This is a genomic window from Glaciihabitans sp. dw_435, assembly GCF_018449675.1.
GTDB lineage: Bacteria > Actinomycetota > Actinomycetes > Actinomycetales > Microbacteriaceae > Glaciihabitans.
The window spans coordinates 225,570-248,176 of record NZ_JAAVUZ010000001.1 but is presented as its reverse complement, the minus strand read 5'-3'; the positions used below and the strand labels follow the sequence as shown (position 1 = coordinate 248,176).

Sequence of the window (22,607 nt, the reverse complement as noted above, 5' to 3'; positions counted from 1 at the left end):
GCGCTTCGCGCGTGAATTTCCCTGACGCGCGGCTGGGAGTGAGCAGAAAGCGCCTGACGACCGAGATCCTCCTGGTGCTCGGCCTCTCCTTGGGCGCCTCTGCCGCTTACTCGGTGGTGTCGATCGTCAACCGGCTGACCCAGAAAATTGCGTTGTCACAACAGACGGCGACGATCAATATCTCGCTGAGCGACCGGCCGACGTTCGATCTGATTTACCAACTCATGGCGTTGTTCTTCGACCTCGTACCAGTTGCCTTGGTTATATTCCTTTTGTGGAATTCCTCTCGTCCACACCTCGGGCGTCTGGGAATAGACGGGACAAGACCAGCACGGGATGGGCTCAGCGGGCTCGGCCTCGCCCTCGTCATCGGCATTCCGGGCATCGCCGTCTACCTCGGCGGAAAAGCCCTCGGCATCACCGTCAACGTAGTGCCGACGGCGCTCGACACGTACTGGTGGACGGTTCCCGTGCTCGTGCTGTCGGCCGTGCGCGCCGGTCTGCAGGAAGAGGTCATCGTCATCGGCTACCTGTTCGAGCGCCTGAAGGAGCTCGGCTGGGGACGGTGGCGCATCCTCGTGCTCACCTCCGTGCTGCGAGGCAGCTACCACCTCTACCAGGGCATCGGTGCGTTCATCGGCAACTTCGCCATGGGTCTGCTCTTTGGTTGGCTCTACCAGCGCAACGGCAGGCTGGTCCCGCTGATCATTGCGCACGCGGTCATCGATATCGCCATCTTCGTCGGCTACCCCTGGGCGGCAGCAACGTTCCCCGACCTCTTCGGAGTTCCCAAGTAATGACGGGCGGGCGACGCTCACCGGGGCGTTGACACTTTCTCGCGTGATGTGGGTAGATGGAATTCAGGCGTACAACGCCGTCCGCCTGCATCACGAGGAGATGCCATGCGCGACACTGCCCCGAGCACCACGCCCATCGACTTCGCCGAGGTCGAGTCATCCGAACGGTTCCAGCGACTGCGACGACGCCACAGGTCGTTCGTCTTTCCGGTCGCCGTGCTCTTCCTGCTCTGGTACTTCGCCTACGTTCTGCTGGCGGACTACGCGCACGACTTCATGTCGACACCCGTGCTCGGCAACGTCAACATCGGACTGCTGCTCGGACTCGGCCAATTCGTCTCGACGTTCGCCATCACCACCTGGTACGTGGTGTACGCCAACCGGCACCTCGATCCGCTCGCCACCGAGCTGCGGGACGAGCTGGAGACCGAGGGGGCGGACTCATGACCATCGGCGACCCCATCCTCAACATCTCCATCTTCGGCGCATTTGTGGTGATCACCCTCGTGATCGTGCTGCGCGCGAGCCGCAATAAGCAAGACCGCCGCCGACTACTACGCGGCGGGACGCTCGTTCACCGGATACCAAAACGGCACGGCGATTGCGGGTGACTACCTGTCCGCGGCATCCTTCCTGGGCATTTGTGGCGCCATTGCCGTTAACGGCTACGACGGGTTCCTCTATTCGATCGGATTCCTGGTCGCGTGGCTCGTGGCGCTGCTGCTGGTGGCGGAGCTGCTGCGCAACACCGGCAAGTTCACGATGGCTGACGTCTTGTCGTTCCGATTGAAAGAGCGCCCCGTCCGCATGGCCGCGGCCACCGCGACGCTCGCGGTCTGCTTCTTCTACCTGCTCGCGCAGATGGCGGGAGCAGGAGGCCTTGTGTCGCTGCTGCTCGGCATTAACGACTCGCTCGGGCAGTCCATCGTGATCGCGGTGGTGGGTGCCCTGATGATCATCTACGTGCTGATCGGCGGGATGAAGGGAACCACCTGGGTGCAGATCATCAAGGCGGCCCTGCTGATCGTGGGCGCCGCCGTGATGACCGGCTGGGTGCTCGCCATCTATGGGTTCAACCTGTCAGACCTGCTCGGGGCGGCAGCGGCGAACTCCGATGCTGCGGTGCTCGGCCCCGGCGTGCAGTACGGACTCACCGACATCAGCCGACTGGACTTCCTCTCGCTGGCCCTCGCCCTCGTGCTGGGAACGGCGGGGCTCCCCCACGTGCTGATGCGGTTCTACACGGTGCCCACGGCACGGGAGGCACGGAAGTCCGTCGTCTGGGCCATCTGGGCAATCGGAATCTTCTATCTCTTCACCCTCGTGCTCGGGTATGGCGCCGGTGCCCTGATCGGGAAGGACGCGATTCTCGCCGCTCCGGGAGGCGTGAACTCGGCGGCCCCGCAGCTCGCCTTCGAACTGGGCGGCCCGGTGCTGCTGGGCATCATCTCCGCCGTCGCTTTTGCCACGATCCTGGCGGTGGTCGCAGGACTCACCATCACCGCGGCAACCTCATTCGCGCATGACGTCTACGCCAACGTGATCAAGAAGGGCGAGGTCACACCGAACGGCGAGGTCCGGGTGGCACGCATCACCGTGGTGATCATCGGCATTCTGGCCATCGCCGGCGGCATTGGGGTGCAGGGGCAGAATGTGGCGTTCCTCGTCGCGCTCGCGTTCGCGATCGCGGCCAGCGCCAACCTCCCGACGATCCTCTACTCCCTGTTCTGGAAGAACTTCACCACGCGGGGAGCCCTCTGGAGCATGTACGGCGGACTCGGATCGGCTCTTGTGCTGATCGTGTTCTCGCCCGTGGTGTCGGGCGCCGAGACATCCATCATTAAAAACGTCGATTTCTCGTGGTTCCCGCTGACGAATCCCGGCATCGTATCGATCCCGCTGGGATTCCTTCTCGGCTGGCTCGCCAGTGTCGTCGGAACCCGACACGAAGACGACAGTCGCGCGGCCGAGATGGAGGTGCGCTCCCTCACCGGCATCGGGGCAGAAAAAGCGACAAAGCACTGAGCGCGCGCGAAGGCGCCGCCCGTCGCAGAAACGACGGACGGCACCCTCGTGTGGATTACTCGGCGAATGCCTCGATCGGCGGGCACGCGCACACCAGGTTGCGGTCGCCGTACGCGTTGTCGATGCGGCGCACGGGCGGCCAGTACTTGGCCCGGATGAGCGCGCTCATCGGGTAGACGGCTTCCTCGCGGGTGTAGGCGTGATCCCACTCCCCGACGATGACGGCGCGCGCGGTGTGCGGCGCACCGTGCAACGGGTTGTCATCGGCAGGCCAGCGACCCGCGGCCGTGTCATCCGCTTCCCGCTTGATCGCAATCATCGCGTCGATGAACCTGTCAATCTCGACGAGGTCCTCGCTCTCGGTGGGCTCGACCATGAGGGTGCCCGCCACGGGGAACGACATCGTCGGGGCGTGGAAGCCGTAGTCGATGAGGCGCTTGGCGACGTCGTCCACGGAGACTCCCGTGGCCGCGGTCAGCGGACGCAGGTCGAGGATGCACTCGTGGGCGACGAGTCCGTTGTCTCCTGCGTACAGCACCGGGTAGTGGTCGCGCAGTCGCGCTGCCACGTAGTTCGCCGCGAGGACGGCGGCACCGGTGGCGGCCTTGAGTCCCTCGGCACCCATCATGCGCACGTATGCCCAGCTGATAGGCAGGATGCTCGGGCTTCCGTAGGGCGCGGCGCTCACGGGGCCACCACCGTGCACGACATCGCCGGCGCGGCCTGTGTACATGTCGAATGCGGGGTGCTGTGAGGCCTGGGCCATCGGGTGTCCGGGCAGGAACGGGGCGAGGTGCGCCTTGGCAGCGACGGGGCCGACGCCAGGTCCACCGCCACCGTGCGGGATGCAGAACGTCTTGTGGAGGTTGAGGTGCGAGACGTCGCCCCCGAAGTCGCCGAAGCGTGCGTATCCGAGCAGGGCGTTGAGGTTGGCCCCGTCGACGTAGACCTGGCCGCCGGCCTCGTGCACCAGACGGCAGATCGTGGCGACCTCGTGCTCGTAGACGCCGTGCGTCGACGGGTACGTGATCATGAGTGCCGCGAGATTCTCCGCGTGCAGCTCGATCTTCGCCTTGAGGTCATCGACGTCGACGTTGCCGAGTTCATCGGTGGCGACAACGACGACCTTCATGCCGGCAAGCACGGCGCTGGCGGCGTTGGTGCCGTGCGCGCTCGACGGGATCAGGCACACCGTGCGGTGCGTGTCGCCCCGCGAGAGGTGATACCCACGAATGGCCAGGAGCCCCGCGAGCTCACCCTGGCTGCCCGCGTTGGGCTGCAGGGAAACGCTGTCGTAACCGGTGACCTCGGCCAGCCAACCCTCGAGGTTCGAGATCAGTACGAGGTACCCCTCGACGTCGGCTGCCGGTGCGAACGGATGGATGTTCGCGAACTCGGGCCAGGTGATGGATTCCATCTCGGTGGCCGCGTTCAGCTTCATCGTGCAGGACCCCAGCGGGATCATTCCGCGATCGAGCGCGTAGTCCTTGTCGGCGAGGTACTTGAGGTAGCGCATCATGCTCGTCTCCGAGCGGTGCGTGTTGAACACCGGGTGCGTGAGGTACTCGGTCTCGCGCACGAGTGCGTCAGGCAACGCCGCCATGCTCACGAAGAACTTGTCTGTGTCCAGCCCGAAGACACCCGAGAGGTCCGCGTGCAGGTTGTCGTCGAGCAGGTCGACGGTGGATGCCTCGTCGAAGCTGATTCCCACCGTGTCGGCGTCCACGCGGTACAGCGTGATGTTCTTCTCGATCGCCGCCGCGAGGATCGCGTCGGCCTTGCCCGGAACGCGCACCCGCAGGGTGTCGAAGAACTCGTCACTCTCGAGCTCGAAGCCGCCGTCCTTCAGCGCCAGGGCAAACGCCAGCGCCTTCTGGTGCACGCGGTTGGCGATTCGACGCAGCCCGATGGGGCCGTGGTAGACGGCGTACATCGACGCCATGACGGCGAGCAGCACCTGCGCGGTGCAGATGTTGGACGTCGCCTTTTCGCGGCGGATGTGCTGCTCGCGCACCTGCAGGGAGAGACGGTAGGCGGGGTGCCCATCCGCGTCCTGCGAGACGCCGACGAGTCGTCCGGGGAGTTGGCGTTCGAGTCCGGCGCGCACGGCCATGTATCCGGCGTGCGGTCCGCCGAAGCCCATGGGAACGCCAAAGCGCTGGCTGGTGCCGACGGCAACGTCCGCGCCCAGTTCGCCCGGGGACTTCACGAGGGTGAGGGCGAGGAGGTCGGCGGCGGCGACCGCGAGACCGCCCTTCTCCTTCACAGCCGCGATGACCGCGGTCGGATCCCACAGATTGCCCGAAGCACCCGGGTACTGCACGAAGACCCCGAAAGAATCGGGGAGGTCGGAGGGAGAAGTGGATGCCAGCGGAAGCTCGACGAGCTCGATCCCCACCGCAGCTGCACGGTTGACGAGCAGTGCCTTGGTCTGGGGCAGGGCATCCGCGTCGATGATGAAGGCGTGCGAGGCCGATTTGGAGGCGCGGCGCGCGAGCAGCATGCCCTCGACGACGGCGGTGCCCTCGTCGAGCATGGATGCGTTCGCTGTCGAGAGGCCGGTGAGGTCGGAGATCATCGTCTGGAAGTTGATGAGCGCCTCGAGGCGACCCTGGCTAATCTCGGGCTGGTACGGCGTGTAGGCCGTGTACCAGCTCGGGTTCTCAAGCACGTTCCGCTTGATGACGGCCGGGGTGATCGTGTCGTAGTAGCCGAGGCCAATCATCGAGCGACGCACGGTGTTGTGCCCGCCGAGCACGCGCAGCTCCGCGAGGGCCTGGCGTTCCGTGGCCGGCGCGGGGATGCGGGAATTCTTGATGGGCTCGACGGCGATCGACTCGGGCACGGCCGCCTCGACCATGTGCTCGACGGTGTCGTACCCGACCACGGCGAGCATGGCCGCCTGGGACTCGTCATCCGTACCGATGTGGCGATCGGCGAAACGCTCCTCAAGCCCGAAGGTGCCCGCCATTACTCGGCCACCAGCGCGGAGTACTCGTCGAACGTCAGCAGCGCGGGCAGCGATTCGAAGGTGACCTTGATGAGCCAGCCCTCACCGAACGGGTCGCTGTTGACCAGCTCGGGAGTGTTGACGACGGCCTGGTTGGCCTCGAGAACGGTGCCGTTGACCGGGGCGAACAGCTCGCCGACGGACTTGGTCGACTCGATCTCTCCGACGATGGCACCGGATGCCACGGTGGAGCCCACCGCGGGAAGGTCGACGAACACCACATCGCCGAGCTTGTCAGCGGCGTACTCGGTGATGCCCACGGTCGCCGTGGTGCCCTCGACGAGGACCCACTCGTGCTCGGCGGTGTACTGGAGTTCTGTCTTGTCGGCCATCAGCGTGATTCTCTCTTGTAGAAGGGAAGGGATACGACGGTCGCGGGCACGCGGGTGCCACGAACATCGATGTACAGGGTGGTTCCCACGGCTGAGACGGAAGTCTCGACGTAGGCCATGGCTACGGGGTAGCCGAGGGTGGGCGACAGCGCGCCGCTGGTGATGGTGCCGATCGGGTCATCGTCGGTGGACTGCGACGCGAAGACGGAGTAGTCGGCGCGACCGGCGCGACGACCCTCGGTGGTGAGGCCAACGAGAACGCGAGCGTCAGCGGGAGGCCCGACCTCGACCGCTTCACGGCCGACGAAGTCGCCTTCCTTCTTCAGGTTGACGACGCGGCCGAGGCCTGCCTGCACGGGGAAGGTGTCGAGGCCGAGTTCGTGTCCGTACAGCGGCATGCCCGCCTCGAGGCGCAGGGTGTCGCGGCTGGCGAGTCCGGCGGGAACAAGTCCGCTGCCGGCACCGGTCTCGATGATGGCGTCCCACAGCGCGATGGCGGCATCCGGAGCGACGTAGATCTCGAAGCCGTCCTCGCCGGTGTACCCGGTGCGCGCGACGAGCAGTTCGTGCTCACCGCGCTCCCCGAAGTTTCCGGGGGCCGACCAGTAGTACTTCATGTCGGCGAGGCCGTCGATCTGCACGGTGTCGACCTGGCTGAGAATCTCGAGTGCCTTCGGGCCCTGGATCGCGATCAGCGCGATGTCGTCACTCGCGTCAAAGACGTCGCACTCGAACGGGGAGGTGCGCTCCAGCAGCTCGGCAGCAACGGCCTCGCGGTTGGAGGCGTTGGCCACCACGACGAAGCGGTCCTCGCCGGTGCGGTAGGTGACGAGGTCATCGACGATGCCGCCGCTTCGCGAGAGGAGCAGGCTGTACTTCGCCTGCCCAACGGCGGTGGCGGAAATCTTGCCGGCAAGGGCGTAGTCGAGGGCCTGGGCTGCTTCCGGTCCGACGACGAAGATCTCACCCATGTGGGAGAGGTCGAACAGGCCGGCGGCGGTGCGGACGGCGTGGTGCTCGGCGAGGTCGGAGCCATAGCTGACCGGCATCTGCCATCCGGCGAAGTCGGTGAAGCTGGCACCGGCCTTCACGTGCACGGAGTGCAGCGGGGACAGACGTTCTTCTGTCGAGGGGTCGTTCTCTTCGGACACGGAGTTCTCCTGGCGCATGGGCTATGGATGAAACTCCCCCTCTGTCATGAGCCTGAGAGTTTCGCACGGATCGTGCTTTCACCTTCGGCGGAACGACGGCTCGCGTCATCCACTTTTCAGAGCGGCCAGTTCGATGCGGTACATGTACCTGAGAGATTGGCGGGGAGGCTTGCTCCTTCGGTGCCGGACTGGTGTCGTCCGGCTCTCCCGCATCGCGTTCGTGGCCCGATGTTCAATTGTGCGCCAAGCCTAGCAAGCGCCGTGTTTCACGCGGGTGACGGTTTCCGCGTCGGCTCGAAGCTCCCTATTAAGAGGTATGCGCCCGTGCGCGTTAGCCGAGGGTCTTCGCGAAGCACTTCGAGGCGGGCATTACCGAGGCGTACGGCTCGTAGACCGGGATCGGCTCGTAGCCCAACCCCGAATAGAGCGCCTCGGCAGCGGGCTGGAGGCCTCCGGTGTGCAGGATGAGTCGGCGAGCGCCCATGCCGCGGGCGTCTGCCTCGATCTGGGCGACGAGTCGCTTTGCCAGCCCCGCTCCGCGGTGGGCGCTGTCGACGACGACGCGCTTCATCTCCCACTCGTCGTCGAGGTGACGCAGTGCGGCGTGTCCGACCACCGCGCCGTCCGGTCCGATGACCAGCAGCGTGCTCACCATGGTGGCGGGGTCGATCTCGAGGGCGGCCAGCGTGGCGTCGTCCATCACCGGCTGTTCGGGCGTGGCGTACAGGGCAAAGAGCTCGACGTCCATTGCCTCCCGCATTTCGGCAGCACGCGGATCATCGTAGGAGACATGGTCGATGCGGTATTCGGGCATGCATCCAGTCTCGCCGAAGGTGCGCGGGCTTGCCGTCAGCAGGCGCCGAGGATGCGCACCATCGCGTCGTGCTCGGCCGCTGTAACCCAGAGGTGGTACTTCGCCTTGACGGTGACCTGGCGGGATACATACGTGCAGCGGATTGCCTTGTTCGGCGGCAGCCAGGTGGCGGTGTCGCCGTCCCCCTTGGACGAGTTGGTTGCTCCGTCCACCGCCATCAGGTTGACCGGGTCATTGGCGAGAGCGACCCGCTGGTCCTGGGTGAGCTGTTGCGCCCCGGTCTGCCAGGCGTTGGACAACGCCACCATGTGGTCGATCTGTACGAGCGTGGATGTGGTGTTGCCGCGCACAAAATGAATGGTCTTTGCGGTGTAGGGGTCGGCAAGCACACCACTGATGACCTTGCACGGTCCTGACAACTCGGCGCTCGTCAGATCGCGGGCGAGGATGTCGTTGCGGGTGTCGCACCCGTTGTGGTCGACGTCCTTCCACGCGGTGCCGAAGTCGCCGACGCGGTCGTAGCCCGTCTTCGGCGCCCGGCCCTTGACCGGGATCCCGGCCAGATCCGTCAGCGCCTGCGCCGCATCGGGGTAGGCGAGAATCGTGAGGGGTAGCGAAGGGGCGGCCGACGGGTCGGGCACCATCGTCGCATCGGGCGCCGGGGCAAACGGCGTCACCGACACGGACGGAAGAGCTTCCGGCGCTACGCGGCTCGACGCCGTACCGATGGCGGCGCCGATGCCTCCGACGATCACGACAACCAGCACCAGAATCCACGCCAGTGGTGACCGTTTCACGCAGCACGCCTTTCGCAGGGAGCGGACCGGGCACATCCAGCGCCCGACCTCCCGCCCGCGGCGAGACCTCAGCTCAGAAGACTAACGCTTCTCACAGGCGACGCCGTCGCCATCGCGGTCGGACTTCTTGTTCGCCGAGTACAGCGCGTTGTCGACCTTGAAGTTGGTTACGGGCTTTGACTTGCCGCTCACCTTGTCCTTTGCGCCCTTCTTACCGACGCCGTGCTTGTACGTCTTGTTGAGCGCGGTGCAGTTCGCGAAGAGCTTTGCGCCGGCGGTCAGGTGGGCCTTCGCCGATACGGACGCAACAGAGGTGGATGCCACGGGCGCGGCGGTCGCGGCCTGCATGGGCATCACTCCCAGCGCAACAACCGACGCGACTGTAATGATGACGATCTTCAGCTTCATTGCTACTTCCCTCGTGCGCTCGGGGTAAAGCTATCCGCGTACGACCGGTCGGCCTACTCCCCCGTTCGGGGTCTGGCCGCCCGTGACATCGGTGAGAAATCGTTCGCTCCGCCCCCGCTTTCTGCGAAGCTGGGGGTGGACGTTGGGAGGCCACGATGAGTTACCAAGTCGAATTGAGCAGCTCCGACCGGCCCCTGCTGTCCGAGACACCGGGCCCGGAGCCCCGGCTGCACGCCACCAACCTGCCGCCACTGCTCTGGTGGGCACTGTTCGCACCGGGTGACGTGGTGCAGACAGATCCGCACGGCGCCGCGCTGCCGTATCTCATGATCGACCAGGTCACCGGGCTGTGCCGGCTGCGTCGCCGCCGCGAGTGCTTCATCGCCATGATTGGCGCCGACATCGCCGAACCCTATGACGGCTTCACCGACCTGATTGAGCGCGATTTTGCGCCCTACATCACGGTGCGGTCGGTGGGACTTCGGGATGCCACGCGGCTGCGCCCCCATCTCGAGCGCACGCTCGACGACCTCGAGATGCTCGATGAACTTGGAGCGCCCGCCGCCGATGGGCCGCTGTTGCGCGTCGCCGCCCACGCCTCCGCGCGGGGTGCCTAGCCGCGATCCTCGTCCGGGTCCGAACCGGGATCGAGGTCTTCGTCGAGGTCATCCCCGTCGTCGCCGGGCCAGACCGCCTGAAACGATTCGCTCGCCGCGAGCGAGTAGTCCAAGATCGACCGCAGCAGCCCGCCCATGGTGCTCGAGCGCAAGAGATCGACCTGGTCGAGCTGGTTCAGGGGTGCGATGGCGGCGAGTTGCCACGCTGCGGCGACGGGATCGTCGGAGAGCGCGACATCCGGTGCCCATTGCAGCTCGGTGAATTCGCTTGCCATCGCCAGGCTGCGCCGCACGGCCAGTTCGGCCTGCTCGCGCAGGGGAAGCAGCACGTCGTTCCATTCGAGCTCGGGCAGTTCGCGTACGAGAGCCTGCGGGTGCGGGTCCTCGTCCTTCCACTCGGTGACTTCGATGCGCCTGTCGCCCTGGGCGACGACTCCAACGAAGCCTTCCGCGCCCTCGAGCTCGGTAATCTGGGCGACGGTGCCGAAGGGGAAGCGGTGTTCGCCGCCGCCGACCTCCTGACCGCGTTCAATGAGCACGACGCCGAATTCGGCCGGCTCCTCGGTGAGAATGCGGGAGAGCATCACGAGGTAGCGCTCCTCGAAGACGCGCAGGTGCAACGGCATATAGGGGAAGAGAACTGACCCGAGGGGAAACATCGGCATATCCGTCATCCACTTAGCGAACCATGCCCGGGCACGGGGGCCAAGCGATGCGGGCTGCGAATTCGCCGGTGGTGGCGCCGGCCGCGGGTCAGAGTTCGGTGACCCGACCGTTCTCGACGCGCAACTGGCGGTCGAGGGACACGTTCTCGAGCATCCGACGGTCGTGGGTGACCAGCAGCAGGGTGCCCTCGTAGGAGTCGAGTGCCTGCTCGAGCTGCTCGATCGCGGCGAGGTCGAGATGGTTGGTCGGTTCGTCGAGCACCAGCAGGTTGATGCCACGGGCCTGCAGCAGCGCGAGTCCCGCACGGGTGCGCTCCCCCGGCGACAGCTCGTCCACCGAGCGGTTGACGTGATCGGCCTTCAGACCGAACTTCGCCAGAAGGGTGCGCACCTCCGCGATCGGCCAGTCCGGAACGAGCTCCTCGAAACTCACCGACAGCGGCCGGTCGCCGGCGAGCAGCGAGCGCGCCTGGTCGATTTCACCGATGCGCACGCTCGTACCGAGGTTCGCGATGCCCTCGTCGGCGGCCTGCCTCCCGAGCAGGGCGCGCAACAGCGTGGACTTTCCCGCCCCGTTCGGGCCGGTAATGCCAATACGTTCACCCGCGTTGACCTGCAGCGAGACCGGCCCGAGAGTGAAGTCCCCCTGGCGGAAGACTGCCGCGCTGAGCGTCGACACGACGGTGCTCGACCGGGGCGCAGCACCAATGGTGAACTCGAGCTGCCATTCCTTGCGGGGTTCGTCGACCTCCTCGAGCCGCGCGATGCGGCTCTCCATCTGCCGCACCTTCTGGCCCTGCTTCTCGCTGGACTCCATGGAGGCCTTGCGACGGATCTTGTCGTTGTCGGGAGACTTTTTCATCGCGTTGCGCACGCCCTGGCTCGACCACTCGCGCTGCACGCGGGCGCGCCCGATGAGATCCGCCTTCTTGTCGGCGAACTCGTCGTACTCCTCGCGCTTGTGCCGCCGCGCGGTCTCGCGCTCCTCGAGATAGGAGTCGTACCCTCCGCCGAACACGCGATTGGTGCCCTGGGCCAGGTCGAGCTCCAGCACACGGGTCACGCAGCGGGCGAGAAATTCGCGATCGTGACTGACGAGGATGACTCCGCCCCGAAGACCCCGCACGAAGGACTCGAGTCGCTCGAGGCCGTCGAGGTCCAGGTCGTTCGTGGGCTCATCCAGCAGCACGATGTCGAATCGTGACAGCAGGAGAGCCGCGAGTCCCACGCGCGCCGCCTGACCACCGGACAGGGAGGTCATCAGGGCGTCTTCGGCCACGGACGATCCGAGTTCCAGGCCGAGATCGGCGAGCACGATGGGCAGCCGCTCGTCGAGGTCCGCGGCGCCGCTCGCCAGCCACCGGTCTAACGCGATCGAGTAGACATCACTGGGGTCGAGGCCGTCCGGGCGCGGGGTGGGATCGAGGTCCCCGAGCGCTGCCGCCGCGGCATCCATTTCCCTCGTCGTTTCGGCGCAGCCGGTGCGGCGCGCGATGTACTGGCCGACCGTCTCGCCGTCGAGTCGTTCGTGTTCCTGCGGGAGCCAGCCGACGAAGGCGTCCGCGGGGCTGAGGCTGATGGTGCCCGCCTGTGGTTCGGCGACGCCGGCGAGCAGACGCAGCAGGGTGGACTTGCCCGCGCCGTTCACCCCGACGACGCCGACGACGTCCCCGGGGGCAACGGTCAGATCGAGGGAATCAAAGAGGGTGCGATGGGCGTAGCCTCCGGCAAGGCCCTTGGCCACCAGTGTTGCGGTCATGGGTCAATGTTCTCACTGGTCCGCCCGGCCACCGGCACATCCCGGATACCCTGTGAGTGCGTACGCGACTCGCGCGCACGTAACGAAAGGCTGCCCGTGAACATCACCCTCCTACGGCATTTTGTCGCCGTCGCCGAGGAGTTGCACTTCGCTCGCGCGGCAGAGCAGCTCAACATCTCCCGCGCCAAGCTCAGTTCGTCGGTCGAGAAACTCGAGACGGAACTCGGCGAAGCGCTCTTCAACCGCAACGCGGAAACCACCACGCTGACCAAGGCCGGCAACGCGCTTCTGAAGGCCGCCCGCATCGAATTGGCCGAGGCGCCCGAGCCCGAGAAGCCCAAGCAGAACGCCGGCGGCAAGGCCAAGGCGTCCAAGGGCAAGGGACGCGCCCCCGCGGTCAAGGGCGCGCCGCGACCGAAAAAACAGCGCCAGGGCCGCTAGGCCTTATTGGTCGACCAGGTCCCAGACACCACAGTCGGTGGTTGTGCAGTGCGAGTCGAGTAATACCCGGGCGCGAGTTGTGAGTGCACGGCGAACACCCCGCTGGCTGCCACCGACGTGGACATGCTGAAGGGCACCGACGCGATGGGCGTGCAGGCTCCACAGCCGTGGGTGCTGAAACCCTGGTCCCACAGTGAGATGGTGACAATCCTCTGACCCGCGCCGAAGCCGCTGGCGATCCTCGAGACGGGTTCAGGGCTGCCGCATCGATCGCAGACGCAGCGCGCCTGACGACGAAGTGCCCCGGGATTCCACTCGAAATCTCGGGGTACTTCGTGAGCAACTAGTCGGAAATGCGCGTCCAGGTGCCGCAGCCGTCGGTTTCGAAGGCCGCGTCGGTCGGATTGATGGTCGCGACGACGGTGGGGTCGTAGCTGTAGCCGCCGTCCACGTAGCTTTCGTCGCTTCCAGAGAAGTCCGAATACGTCTCCCACAGGCAGCCGCCGAACGGGTTTGTCGTCGTGTAGACGCCGGGGATGACCTGCGCGTGGACGGCCAACTCGCCATCCACGGTAATGGAATCCATGACGGTGAACGGAACGTCTGCGATCGGGACCCAGCTGCCACAGCCGTCGGTTTGGAAATACACGTCTGACGCGGCGATGGTAACGATCGCCTGGCCCGGTGCAGCGCCCTGGCCGAGGTAGTCATAGTCGGTATCGCGACCGAGGCGGTACCACGAGCAGTTCACGCCAGACGACCGCGCCACATACGTGCCTGGAATGACGTCGACGCCCACGAGGTACTCGCCGTCGCGCGCCATGCCCGCGGCAGGCGGAACAATTGCCGGCACGCGCTGGGTGCCGACCGAGGTCGCCAGGACGGTCTTGTACCCGGGGCGCTTGCCCGTCACCGTCACGGTGATCTGGTGGCCCACGTCGGTTTTCGCGATCGTGTAGCTCGCACGGGTAGCACCCGCAATCGGCTTGCCGGCGCTCTTCCACTGGTAGCTCGCGATGGGGGCCGGAGTCCACGCGTCGAGGTACACCCGCAGGGTGTGGCCATACCGCACTTCGCCATACACGATGGGATGGCTCACCCTGATGAAGCTCGCGAGGGCAATGACCGTCACCGCGGAGGTGCGGGACGTGGTCTTGTACCCAGGCCTCGTGCCCGTTACGACGACGCCGACTCGGGTACCGCCGTCGGCCGCGACGAGCTTGTATGCCCTACCCGTAGCGTGGGCAATCGGCTTGCCGTTGCGCATCCACTGGTAGCGGAGCGTGGTGGGCTTGGATTTCCACGTTCCGGCCACAGCGGTGATCACCTTGCCGACCTGGCCGACACCGGTCACCTTCGGCACGGGTGCTTTCGAGAACGCCTTCGTGGAGGCGAAAACGTGCGAAACCGGCGACGCTGCCGCGGTGTGAACCACGGTCTGGGCCGACGCGGACGCCTGTGCGGGCACGACCAGGGCGGCGCTGAGCAGCAGCACCGCCGCGGTACGAAGAAGACGTCTCGAATACATCATCAGAAATTGTCGCTAGTCCGCGATGCGGGTCCAGGGACCACAACCATCGACCTCGAACAGGGCGGCATTCGCCGGCACCCGAACGGTGACGTTCGCCGATTCGGGATAGTCGTAATCGATCCAGCTGTCTTCGCTACCGGAGTAATCGGAGTACAGCGACCAGTAGCAGGTCCCGAGCGGGTTGGGTGCCGTGTACTCGCCGGGCTGCACCTGCGAGCCGACCGCGAATGCGCCACCGTCGGGGATGGTCGTCAGCGCTGTCAGCGCGACGTTGGCGATGGGAGTCCACGTGCCACAGCCATCGCTGTAGAACTCGTAGTCACTGGCCGAGATCGTTACGATGCGCTGGCCGGGTCCGAAGCCGTATCCGAGCTCGTCTTGGTTTCGGGAGTACCGCTCCCACTCGCAGTCGACCGTGCCGGACGTAGCAATGTATGTTCCGGGAACGATATCGACGTTCACCAGGCTCTCGGAGTCGGCGGGGACGGTGGTCGACGGTGCCTGAATGGCGGGAACGACCTTGGTGCCGACCGACGTGGCGACGACGGTATTGTAGCCGGCGCGCTTGCCCGTCACTGTCACCGTGATCTGGTGACCGACATCGGTCTTGGCGACGGTGTAGCTGGCTCGGGTGGCACCGGCAATCGGCTTGCCCGCGCTCTTCCACTGATAGCTCGCGATGGGAGCGGGGCTCCACGCACCGAGGTACACCTGCAGGGTGTGTCCGTAGACGGCGTCACCGGACGCGATCGGGCGGGTCGCCTTGACGAAGGTCGCGAGGGCGATGACCGACACCGCGGAGGTGCGGGAGGTGGTCTTGTAGCCGGAGCGCTTGGCCGTCACAACGACGCCGACGCGGGTGCCGCCGTCGGCCGCACCGAGCGTGTAGGTCTTGGCGGTGGCGTGCGCGATGGGCTTGCCATTGCGCGTCCACTGGTAGCGGAGGGTGGTGGGCTTGGACTTCCACGTGCCCGCGACGGCGGTGAGCGCCTTGCCGACCTGACGGACGCCGGTAACCTTGGGCACCGGTGCCTTCGAGAACGCCTTCGTCGACGCGAGAATATGTGTCACCGGCGAGGCCGCGGTGGTGTGAACCACGGTGTCAGCGGATGCCGACACCTGGGCGGGCACGATCAGTGCAGCGCTGAGAAGCAGCACCGACGCCGTACGAAGAAGATGTTTCGTATACATCATAAGAATTCCCCCAGAATCTGCGACTCAAACCGTGTTATTCGTCGACTTAGAGGAGCCTAACCGCGGCCAGATTGAGCAAACGACAAGTTCTACCCCCAGTTCGAGGCTGGTTCGCGCTCGTCAGTACGAGTCGGGAGTCTTCTCCCACGGACGGAGGTAGCGGCCACCGGTGAGGTGCACATTCGCCTTGCGCCAGGCCCATCGTTTGGCTCCACGCCGAATGAGCCAAATGCCGAGGATCAGGAAGACAAGTCCGACCGGGAGAAAGACCGCCGGTATCGCCACAGGCGTTCCGGGGAAGAACGCGGCGATGGCGACGATGGGAAGGGCCATGGCCGCGACCAGGACCAATATCGCTCCGGGGATGACGTCTTCGAGCGGCGTCTGACCGGGGCCCTCGCCGAGAGACGACAGGTGATCGGACGCTCGGCCGGGCTCACCGGTGGTGTCGACGGGCGCCGCTGGCGGAACAGGCATGTCATCGAGAAAGCCGGGCTTGCGTGGGCGATCCGGCCGCGGGAGTCGCTCTCGTGCCATTTCGTGCCCCTGTTCGTCGTGGTTACCCGGAGCTTAGCGGCCGGCCTCTAGCCGTGAACCTGAAGGGGCGTGATGTTGAAATTGTCGCGGAAGACGTTGTCGGGGTCGAACCGCACCTTGAGCTCGCGCAGTCGGGCGATCGTTGCTGGCGGGAACGCGTCGGCGAGGCGGTCGTGGTGCTGGTCCGTCTCGAAGCTCAGGTACAGCCCGTCAAAGTGCGCGTGCATGTCGGCCCAGAGCCGGTCCATCACCTGCGGGTGCGATCCGAACGCGACGACCGAGAAGTTGGCGGAACGGTTGCCGTACGCGGTCGCGTCGGCCGGGACATCCGCCACCGCACCTCCCACCGCGCGGATCTGAAAGAAGTAGACCTCCCCCGTTGCCAGCATGCGTTCCGCCGCAGCGGCGAACTCGGGAGTGATGTGGTCGAGCAGACCGGAGCGCGCGATGGGTTCGCCCTGGCCGGTGTGGTCGCCTCCCTGCGAGTTGGCCATGATGGCGGCGTAGGACTTCAGCTGCACCGTCTGGTCGAGCAGTGGCGCAAGGTTGGCGAGGGGCTGCAACCGCTCGATGATGGTCTCGGGCTGGTCGGAGTCGACGACCGCCATCACCTGGGCGACGTGCGGTTGCCCGGCGCGGGGCGGTCCCATGATGAGGAAGCTCGTGAGGTCGCGCGGCGCGGCCTCGACCTCGGCTCCCCAGCCCTCGAGGAAGCCCGCGGTGTCGCTCGCGTCGAAAGCGAGCTGCGCCCAGCCGACGTCGCCGATGTCGTCCACCTCGAACTCGAACGAGGTGACGATGCCGAAGTTTGCTCCGGCCCCGCGCACGGCCCAGAACAGATCGGTGTTCTGCTCGGCGTCGGCGTGCACGAAGGAACCATCGGCGAGCACCATCTCGACGCTGCGGAGGTGGTCGATGGTGAGGCCGTGCTCGCGCACGAGCCATCCGATTCCGCCCGCCGTCGCGAGCCCGCCGACCCCGACCCCGCCGTAGTCGCCCGAGCTCAGCGCCCAGCCGCGCTCGCCCAGCACCGCGGCGACGTCCATCCAGCGGGCGCCGGGTCCAATGCGCACGCGCCGGGCCCGCTCGTCGATGACCTCGATGGAGTTCAGTCCCGCCAGGTCAATGACGATCCCGCCATCGTTGGTGGAGCGGCCGCTGATGCCGTGACCGCCGCTGCGTACGGCGAGCGCCACGGGTTGCGACCGCGCGAACGCGAGCGCCTCGACCACCTCCTCGGCCGACCCGACGCGCAGCACGAGTCCAGGAGACCCACCGCGCATATAGGTGGAGCGCACCTTCGAGAACCCGACATCGCCGGGTTCGACGGCCGCCGCGGCCAGCGACGCGGGGATGGCGTCGTAGTCGATTCCATCGCGCCGCTTGGACAGGGCGATGGACGAGCGGATGCCCCGCTCCACCGTTCCCCGCGAGCGCCGCTCAGCCGCGACCGCCTCACGCAGGGCGGGTGCCACCTCGTCGGCGAAGCGCTGCATGGTGCCCGGATCATCCGTCGACACGATGAAGGTTCCCACACCGTCGTCCAGCGCATAAGGAAGGAGTTCCTCGACCCACTGGGCGGGCGGTCCGACGAGGAAGCCCTGCCCGGCGGCGGCGAATTGTCCCCCAATGTTGGCGAGACGGCGGATGTCGCTCGGGGCGCGGCCTGCCGCGATTGCTGCCTCATCGATGATCGCGTTGCCCGCGGCAAAGTCCCCGGGTTTCATGTAGCCGAGAGAGGGCAACCAGCCGTCGGCCTTGCGTCCGGTCAGCCGCAGCATCCGCGGCTTGTATGCCCCCACCCAGATGGGCATCTCGTGTGCGGGAGCCGGGCCACGCTTGGCGCCGGCCAACCGGTAGTAGTCACCATCGATGCGCAGCGGGGCACGGTCATCCACGCTCCAGATTCCGCGGATGACGTCGATCGCCTCGCTGAGCGCATCCACGGCCTGGCCCGCGGTCAGGCGTCGGCCGCCCATGCCCTCGATGGCGTCCCAGAAGGCGCCGGCGCCGAGGGCGAGATCGAACCGGCCGCCGGAGAGCAGATCGAGGCTCGCGGCGGCCCGGGCGGTCACGGCCGGGGGACGCAGCGGCGTGCTCAGCACATTGGGCGCGATGTGGATGGATTCCGTCTGTGCCGCCACCCAGGTCATCAGGGTCCAGGTGTCGAGGAAGGCCGGCTGGTACGGGTGGTCCTGGAAAGTGACGAGGTCGAACCCCACCTCTTCGCTCACGATTGCCAGATCGACCGCGGCCTGCGGGTTCCGGTTGGTCGGGGTGATAAACGTTCCAAAGAGCAGGGGCAAACCGTAATCGGGCATGGGTCAACTCTGCATCCTCCCGCGCGAGCACACAAACACCGCGTTAGTGACTTACTATGGGTAAGTGACCACAACGCAGCCGTCCGCGCACCCTCGCGATACCGACATCCACCGCATCAACGACGACGAGTGCCGTCGCTTCCTGTCGTCGGTCGAGCTCGTGGGCAAACGCTGGAACTCCGGCATCCTGCTCGCCATCGCTCGCGGCGCCACCCGGTTCAGCGAGATCGTCGCCGCGGTCGATGGGCTCTCCGACCGGCTGCTCGCACAGCGCCTCAAGGAACTCGAGGCATCGGGCCTGCTCACCCGCGAGGTCATCGCCTCGATCCCCGTGCAGGTTCGCTACGAACTCACCCCCCGCGGCGCGGACCTTCTGGGTTCGCTGCAGCCGCTCGTCAGTTGGGGCCAGCGCTGGACCGACCCGTCCTGAGTCCGTCGGACGCCCATCTGGTGCGCCAGGATCGGCAGTGCCACGGTGGATGCGACGAATGACGACAGGGCGGTCGACAATGACGGTAATCACCACCATTCCCGAGGACGAAGCGACGGGTGACGTAGCCCGGCTCTACGCGGACGACATAGACGATCAGGGATTCGTAGCGGCGCACTCGAAGGTGCTCGCGCTCAATATGGAGGCCTACGACGCGTGGGAGAAGCTCATCGGTGCGATCGCTCACACCATGGACAAACGTCGCTACGAACTCGTGACCCTCGCCGCCGCGCTCGGCGTTGGGTCGCGACACTGCCGCCTCGCGCACGGGCGTAAGTCGCTTCGCTTCTTCGATGAGGACCAATTGATCCGGATCGCCCACGACTATCGCTCGGCCGGATTATCGGACGCGGATGTCGCGATGATGGCGTTTGCCGAGAAGGTGAGCACCAACTCCTCGGGCATGACCAACATCGACAGCCTCGAACTGCGCGACTTTGGGTTCAGCGACACGGAGATCGTCAATATCGCGCTTGCCGCGGCGGCCCGGAATTACTTCAGCCGTGCCATCCAGGCCCTCGCCGTCGACGTCGAGGTTCCCACCGACATCAGCGAGGAACTCGCGAAGGAACTCGTGCGGGGAATCCCGGGATAGAACTCGCAGTCGGGGGTGCGACAATCAGGAATGGCAACGAAGACCCCACGCTCAGTCCCCCGCACCATCGGCCGCATCGCTCTGGGAGCAGTTCTGGTGGTGGCGGGCATCGGCCATCTCACCACGCAGCGGGAAGCCTTCCAGGCGCAGGTGCCGAACTGGATCCCCATCCTCAGCAAGGACAACGTCGTTGTGGCGTCCGGCGTGGTGGAGATCGCCCTCGGATCCGCCCTCATCGTCGTTCCCAAGAGCCGACGCACGATCGTCGGCTGGATCGTTGCCACGTTCTTCGTCGCCATCTTCCCCGGCAACATCTCGCAGTTGGTCACCCGCACGAACTCGTTCAACCTGGATACCGACGCGGCCCGGGGCATCCGTCTCCTGTTCCAGCCGCTCCTCGTTCTCTGGGCGCTCTGGTCGACGAGCGCCTGGCGCGCGTGGCGCGCTTCCCGCAAGCGCTAAGCGCCGCAGAGGGTCAGGGACGTCGCGATCGCCGTTCGGGTCGAGCCGGGCGGGTGGATGACCCGTCCCTGCGCCTGATTCGGTCGGCGACGACGTCTTCGTCCTTGCGCAGCATTCGCCCGGTCCACGCAAACCGGAAGATCACGTAGGCGAAACAGATCAGCGGCAGCACCACCACGAGCACCCAGAACACGGCAATGGGCCACTCCACCAGTTCGACGAGCTCGTAGGTCTCCTTCACCGCGATCAGGAACGCACCGGCGGCGACGATCAGCCAGCCGTTTGCCTTGTTGAGGAATTCCACCGTCTGGCGGATCTGGTCGGGCCCCATTGCCTCCATGAGGGCACGCCGATGCTCGCGGGCTGACCGCTGATGGAGGATATACGCAACGGGCGGCAGCAACCACCACCACGGGGAGACCGGGTCGGCCGCCGCAACCGTCGAGCTGACGGCCTCAATGCCGTCGCGGTCGACCTCCTGCTCGCGCAGTTCTAGGGCCGCCTGGTACAGAGGTCCGGCCAGCAGCAGCCATGCACCGAGGGCTCCGCACACCACAATGGCGATGGTCATCGGGTTCCTTCCTTCGCAGGTTCGTTCGGCTGGCGCACGATGGTTAGTCGGCAAGTCCGAGGAAGACCAGCACCATGCGTTCAAGGTCAAGCATCTGGGCAGGCGTCAGCTTTCCGACCTTCTGAGCGACATTGGCTCGCCGCACCGTGGTGATCTTGTCGACCATCACGAAGCTCGTTGCATCCAGACCCGAGACGTCGTCGGACGGGACTGTCAGACGCATGAGTGGCGCGTCGACATCACCCGAGGTCATCGGGCACACGGTGACAGAAGCCAAATCGCTGAACAGGTTATCTTGCAGGATCACTGCGGGACGCGGCTTGGACGAATAGACGCCGCCAGCCACCGTCCATATCTCTCCCCGGATCACTCATCCCATTCGACTGAGACTGCCTCGACGAAGGATTGGTCGTCATGCAAATTTTCTGCTGCAGCGATGGTGCGAGATTGCCGCCGTGCTTCCTCGGCGAATGCACTTGATCGCACGTCAGGTACCCACGTCTGCACCAGGCGGTAGCCCCGTGCCCGCATCCGCGCTCGGTGGGCTTGAACCCGATCATTCGCTGCCATGACTCCATTGTTACATGTTACGCATCGCTGCGACCAGCCTCGATCACGTCGTCCGTCGATGGTCCGCAATGACCCGCTCGATCACGCGACGGGAGCTCCCACCCGCGGGCGAGTTCGTCCCGGCGAGTCCCGCCGCCACGATCAGTGCCTTCCAGATCGCCCATCCGCGACCCCTCGCCCACATCGCGTCATCCACCGCCCGCGCCGCGGTGAAGGCGTCGCGGCTCTCGCCCGAAAACATGGTCCATGCGATCACCAGATCGCACGCCGGATCTCCGACGCCGCACGTGCCGAAGTCGATGACAGCGCTCAGGGTGCCGTCGGTGACGAGCAGGTTGCCGTCGCTCACGTCACCGTGGAACCACACCGGCGAGCCCGTCCACGTCGCATCGAGCGCCTGCTCCCACACCTCCCGGGCACCGGCCGCATCGATCGACCCGTCGAGGATCTCCAGCGCCCGCCGGGTCTGTTCGTCGTACACCCGCAGGTCGCCACCGCGATGGAAGTTGTGTGTACCCGGTCCGGGGCCGTCCGTCGAGTCGATTTTCGCCAGGGCAACCAGAAACCGTGCGAGGTCAGTCGCGAATCCGGCCAGGTCGTGGATAACAGCATTACGCGAGATCTCCCCCTCCAGCCATTGGTACACCGACCACCGCATCGGGTACTCGAAGCTGGGCTGCCCGACCGCCAGCGGCACCGGGATGGGCAGCGGCAGCTGCGGTCCGAGCACCGGCAACCACCGTTGTTCCTTCTGCACCTGTTCGCCGTACCCGAGCGCACTCGGCACTCGCACCGACATCCGCTCTCCCAAACGAAACGTGCGGTTGTCCCACCCGTCGTTCGCCACCGCCCGAATCGGCAGGTCCGCCCAATACGGAAACTGGTTCGCGACGAGCCTCCGCACGAGGCCGACGTCAACGTCGATCGAGTCCGAGCTCACGGTTACTTCTTCTTGGCGGCAGCCTTTGCAGCCTGCTTGGTTTCGCGCACCTTGGCAAGCGAATCGGCATCGATGATGTCGGCGACAGAGCGGTACGAGCCCTGTTCGCCATAGGGGGCGGATGCCTCACGCCAGCCTGATGCCGTCACTCCGCGCTGCTTTCCGAGCAGCGCGAGGAAGATCTTCGCTTTCTGCTCGCCGAAGCCGGGGAGTTTCAGCAGTCGGCGACGGATCTCGGCCCCGTCGGGATCGCCCGTGTTCCAGATACTCGTGGTGTCGCCATTCCAGTCATCCACGATTGCCTGGGCGAGAGCCTGAGCGCGTCCGGCCATCGAGCCGGGATACCGATGCGCTGCGGGCGTCTCCTGAAACGCCGCGACCATTTTCTCTGGGTCGTATCCGGCAACGGACGCCGGATCGATGCCACCGGTGCGCTGCAGGATCTTCAGCGGTCCCGCGAAGGCGCTTTCCATCGTCACCTGCTGATCGAGCAGCATGCCCAACATCAACGCGAATGGGTTGTCACTGAGCAGGGCGTCGGCTTCGGTATCGCCGGTGATGTTCAACGTCATCCCACTAT

At 66.0% G+C, this 22,607-nt stretch carries 24 protein-coding genes, 1 pseudogene and 1 riboswitch; of the genes and pseudogenes, 8 read left to right on the top strand and 17 right to left on the bottom strand.

The window, feature by feature from the left end:
* The first annotated feature begins 38 nt into the window (after nt 1-38).
* The 3 genes and pseudogenes from HB677_RS01165 to HB677_RS01155 all read left to right on the top strand — a co-directional run bounded on the left by HB677_RS01165 (nt 39) and on the right by HB677_RS01155 (nt 2,822).
* Nucleotides 39-797: a CPBP family intramembrane glutamic endopeptidase gene (locus tag HB677_RS01165; RefSeq protein WP_213813817.1), complete on the top strand. Its 759-nt coding sequence runs from the start codon at nt 39-41 to the stop codon at nt 795-797.
* Between the two features lie 105 nt (nt 798-902).
* Nucleotides 903-1,244 (top strand): DUF485 domain-containing protein, encoded by a 342-nt coding sequence (locus HB677_RS01160; protein WP_213813816.1) that lies wholly within the window; start codon nt 903-905, stop codon nt 1,242-1,244.
* A pseudogene (locus HB677_RS01155) lies at nt 1,241-2,822 on the top strand (cation acetate symporter). Before HB677_RS01160 ends, HB677_RS01155 begins: the two are co-directional and overlap by 4 nt.
* A gap of 55 nt (nt 2,823-2,877) precedes the next feature.
* Here the strand turns inward: HB677_RS01155 and gcvP are convergent.
* The 6 genes from gcvP to HB677_RS01125 all read right to left on the bottom strand — a co-directional run bounded on the left by gcvP (nt 2,878) and on the right by HB677_RS01125 (nt 9,334).
* Nucleotides 2,878-5,793: an aminomethyl-transferring glycine dehydrogenase gene (gene gcvP / locus HB677_RS01150; RefSeq protein ID WP_213813815.1), complete on the bottom strand. Its 2,916-nt coding sequence runs from the start codon at nt 5,791-5,793 to the stop codon at nt 2,878-2,880.
* Entirely contained in the window at nt 5,793-6,164 is a 372-nt protein-coding gene (gene gcvH / locus HB677_RS01145) for a glycine cleavage system protein GcvH (RefSeq protein ID WP_213813814.1), read from the bottom strand. The genes gcvP and gcvH overlap by 1 nt, the downstream gene beginning before the upstream one ends.
* The gene (gene gcvT, locus HB677_RS01140) at nt 6,164-7,315 is read right to left on the bottom strand and encodes a glycine cleavage system aminomethyltransferase GcvT (protein WP_307852428.1); all 1,152 of its coding nucleotides are present in this window, start codon (nt 7,313-7,315) and stop codon (nt 6,164-6,166) included. Before gcvT ends, gcvH begins: the two co-directional genes overlap by 1 nt.
* A gap of 126 nt (nt 7,316-7,441) precedes the next feature.
* Nucleotides 7,442-7,535, bottom strand: a riboswitch (glycine riboswitch).
* Nucleotides 7,536-7,646: 111 nt separating this feature from the next.
* Complete coding sequence (locus tag HB677_RS01135; protein WP_213813812.1) at nt 7,647-8,129, bottom strand: GNAT family N-acetyltransferase; 483 nt, start codon at nt 8,127-8,129, stop codon at nt 7,647-7,649.
* A gap of 35 nt (nt 8,130-8,164) precedes the next feature.
* Entirely contained in the window at nt 8,165-8,926 is a 762-nt protein-coding gene (locus tag HB677_RS01130) for an HNH endonuclease family protein (RefSeq protein ID WP_307852427.1), read from the bottom strand.
* A gap of 81 nt (nt 8,927-9,007) precedes the next feature.
* A complete protein-coding gene (locus HB677_RS01125) occupies nt 9,008-9,334 on the bottom strand; it encodes an excalibur calcium-binding domain-containing protein (protein ID WP_213813810.1) in 327 nt (108 codons plus the stop codon).
* 155 nt (nt 9,335-9,489) lie between these two features.
* On the opposite strand from HB677_RS01125, the gene HB677_RS01120 reads away from it, so the two are divergent.
* Complete coding sequence (locus HB677_RS01120; RefSeq protein ID WP_213813809.1) at nt 9,490-9,951, top strand: hypothetical protein; 462 nt, start codon at nt 9,490-9,492, stop codon at nt 9,949-9,951.
* Here HB677_RS01120 and HB677_RS01115 read toward each other — a convergent pair.
* Together HB677_RS01115 and HB677_RS01110 are read right to left on the bottom strand one after the other, a co-directional pair.
* Entirely contained in the window at nt 9,948-10,625 is a 678-nt protein-coding gene (locus HB677_RS01115; protein ID WP_213813808.1) for an LON peptidase substrate-binding domain-containing protein, read from the bottom strand. The two genes, HB677_RS01120 and HB677_RS01115, sit on opposite strands and share 4 nt — an antisense overlap.
* 79 nt (nt 10,626-10,704) lie before the next feature.
* On the bottom strand, nt 10,705-12,375 hold the full coding sequence (locus tag HB677_RS01110) for an ABC-F family ATP-binding cassette domain-containing protein (RefSeq protein WP_213813807.1): 1,671 nt from the start codon (nt 12,373-12,375) through the stop codon (nt 10,705-10,707).
* Nucleotides 12,376-12,471: 96 nt separating this feature from the next.
* Between HB677_RS01110 and HB677_RS01105 the strand changes: the two genes are divergently transcribed.
* The gene (locus HB677_RS01105; RefSeq protein ID WP_213813806.1) at nt 12,472-12,816 is read left to right on the top strand and encodes a LysR family transcriptional regulator; all 345 of its coding nucleotides are present in this window, start codon (nt 12,472-12,474) and stop codon (nt 12,814-12,816) included.
* Nucleotides 12,817-13,159: 343 nt separating this feature from the next.
* Here HB677_RS01105 and HB677_RS01100 read toward each other — a convergent pair whose 3' ends face one another.
* The 4 genes from HB677_RS01100 to HB677_RS01085 form a co-directional block, all read right to left on the bottom strand.
* Nucleotides 13,160-14,347 (bottom strand): hypothetical protein, encoded by a 1,188-nt coding sequence (locus HB677_RS01100; RefSeq protein ID WP_213813805.1) that lies wholly within the window; start codon nt 14,345-14,347, stop codon nt 13,160-13,162.
* 12 nt (nt 14,348-14,359) lie between these two features.
* Nucleotides 14,360-15,541 carry a hypothetical protein gene (locus HB677_RS01095; protein WP_213813804.1) on the bottom strand — a complete coding sequence of 394 codons (1,182 nt, stop codon included), beginning with the start codon at nt 15,539-15,541 and terminating at the stop codon, nt 14,360-14,362.
* Nucleotides 15,542-15,661: 120 nt separating this feature from the next.
* Nucleotides 15,662-16,018, bottom strand: a complete 357-nt coding sequence (locus HB677_RS01090) for a hypothetical protein (protein ID WP_213813803.1) — start codon at nt 16,016-16,018, stop codon at nt 15,662-15,664.
* 107 nt (nt 16,019-16,125) lie between these two features.
* The gene (locus HB677_RS01085) at nt 16,126-18,399 is read right to left on the bottom strand and encodes an LLM class flavin-dependent oxidoreductase (protein WP_213813802.1); all 2,274 of its coding nucleotides are present in this window, start codon (nt 18,397-18,399) and stop codon (nt 16,126-16,128) included.
* 64 nt (nt 18,400-18,463) lie between these two features.
* Here HB677_RS01085 and HB677_RS01080 point away from each other — a divergent pair, with 64 nt between their 5' ends.
* The 3 genes from HB677_RS01080 (at nt 18,464) to HB677_RS01070 (ending at nt 19,946) form a co-directional block, all read left to right on the top strand.
* A complete protein-coding gene (locus tag HB677_RS01080) occupies nt 18,464-18,829 on the top strand; it encodes a helix-turn-helix domain-containing protein (RefSeq protein WP_307852425.1) in 366 nt (121 codons plus the stop codon).
* Nucleotides 18,830-18,908: 79 nt separating this feature from the next.
* A complete protein-coding gene (locus HB677_RS01075; protein WP_213813801.1) occupies nt 18,909-19,484 on the top strand; it encodes a carboxymuconolactone decarboxylase family protein in 576 nt (191 codons plus the stop codon).
* Between the two features lie 30 nt (nt 19,485-19,514).
* Entirely contained in the window at nt 19,515-19,946 is a 432-nt protein-coding gene (locus HB677_RS01070; RefSeq protein WP_213813800.1) for a hypothetical protein, read from the top strand.
* Between the two features lie 13 nt (nt 19,947-19,959).
* Here HB677_RS01070 and HB677_RS01065 read toward each other — a convergent pair whose 3' ends face one another.
* From HB677_RS01065 to HB677_RS01045, 5 genes are read right to left on the bottom strand one after another with little or no spacing between them, the layout of a single operon-like run.
* Nucleotides 19,960-20,517, bottom strand: coding sequence for a hypothetical protein (locus HB677_RS01065; RefSeq protein ID WP_213813799.1), 558 nt, complete (start codon nt 20,515-20,517; stop codon nt 19,960-19,962).
* Nucleotides 20,518-20,560: 43 nt separating this feature from the next.
* Complete coding sequence (locus HB677_RS01060) at nt 20,561-20,887, bottom strand: type II toxin-antitoxin system PemK/MazF family toxin (protein WP_213813798.1); 327 nt, start codon at nt 20,885-20,887, stop codon at nt 20,561-20,563.
* Entirely contained in the window at nt 20,884-21,087 is a 204-nt protein-coding gene (locus HB677_RS01055) for an antitoxin MazE family protein (RefSeq protein WP_213813797.1), read from the bottom strand. The genes HB677_RS01060 and HB677_RS01055 overlap by 4 nt, the downstream gene beginning before the upstream one ends.
* Before the next feature lie 43 nt (nt 21,088-21,130).
* Entirely contained in the window at nt 21,131-22,027 is an 897-nt protein-coding gene (locus HB677_RS01050) for an aminoglycoside phosphotransferase family protein (protein ID WP_213813796.1), read from the bottom strand.
* Nucleotides 22,028-22,029: 2 nt separating this feature from the next.
* Entirely contained in the window at nt 22,030-22,599 is a 570-nt protein-coding gene (locus tag HB677_RS01045; RefSeq protein ID WP_213813795.1) for an HhH-GPD-type base excision DNA repair protein, read from the bottom strand.
* Nucleotides 22,600-22,607: the final 8 nt, after the last annotated feature.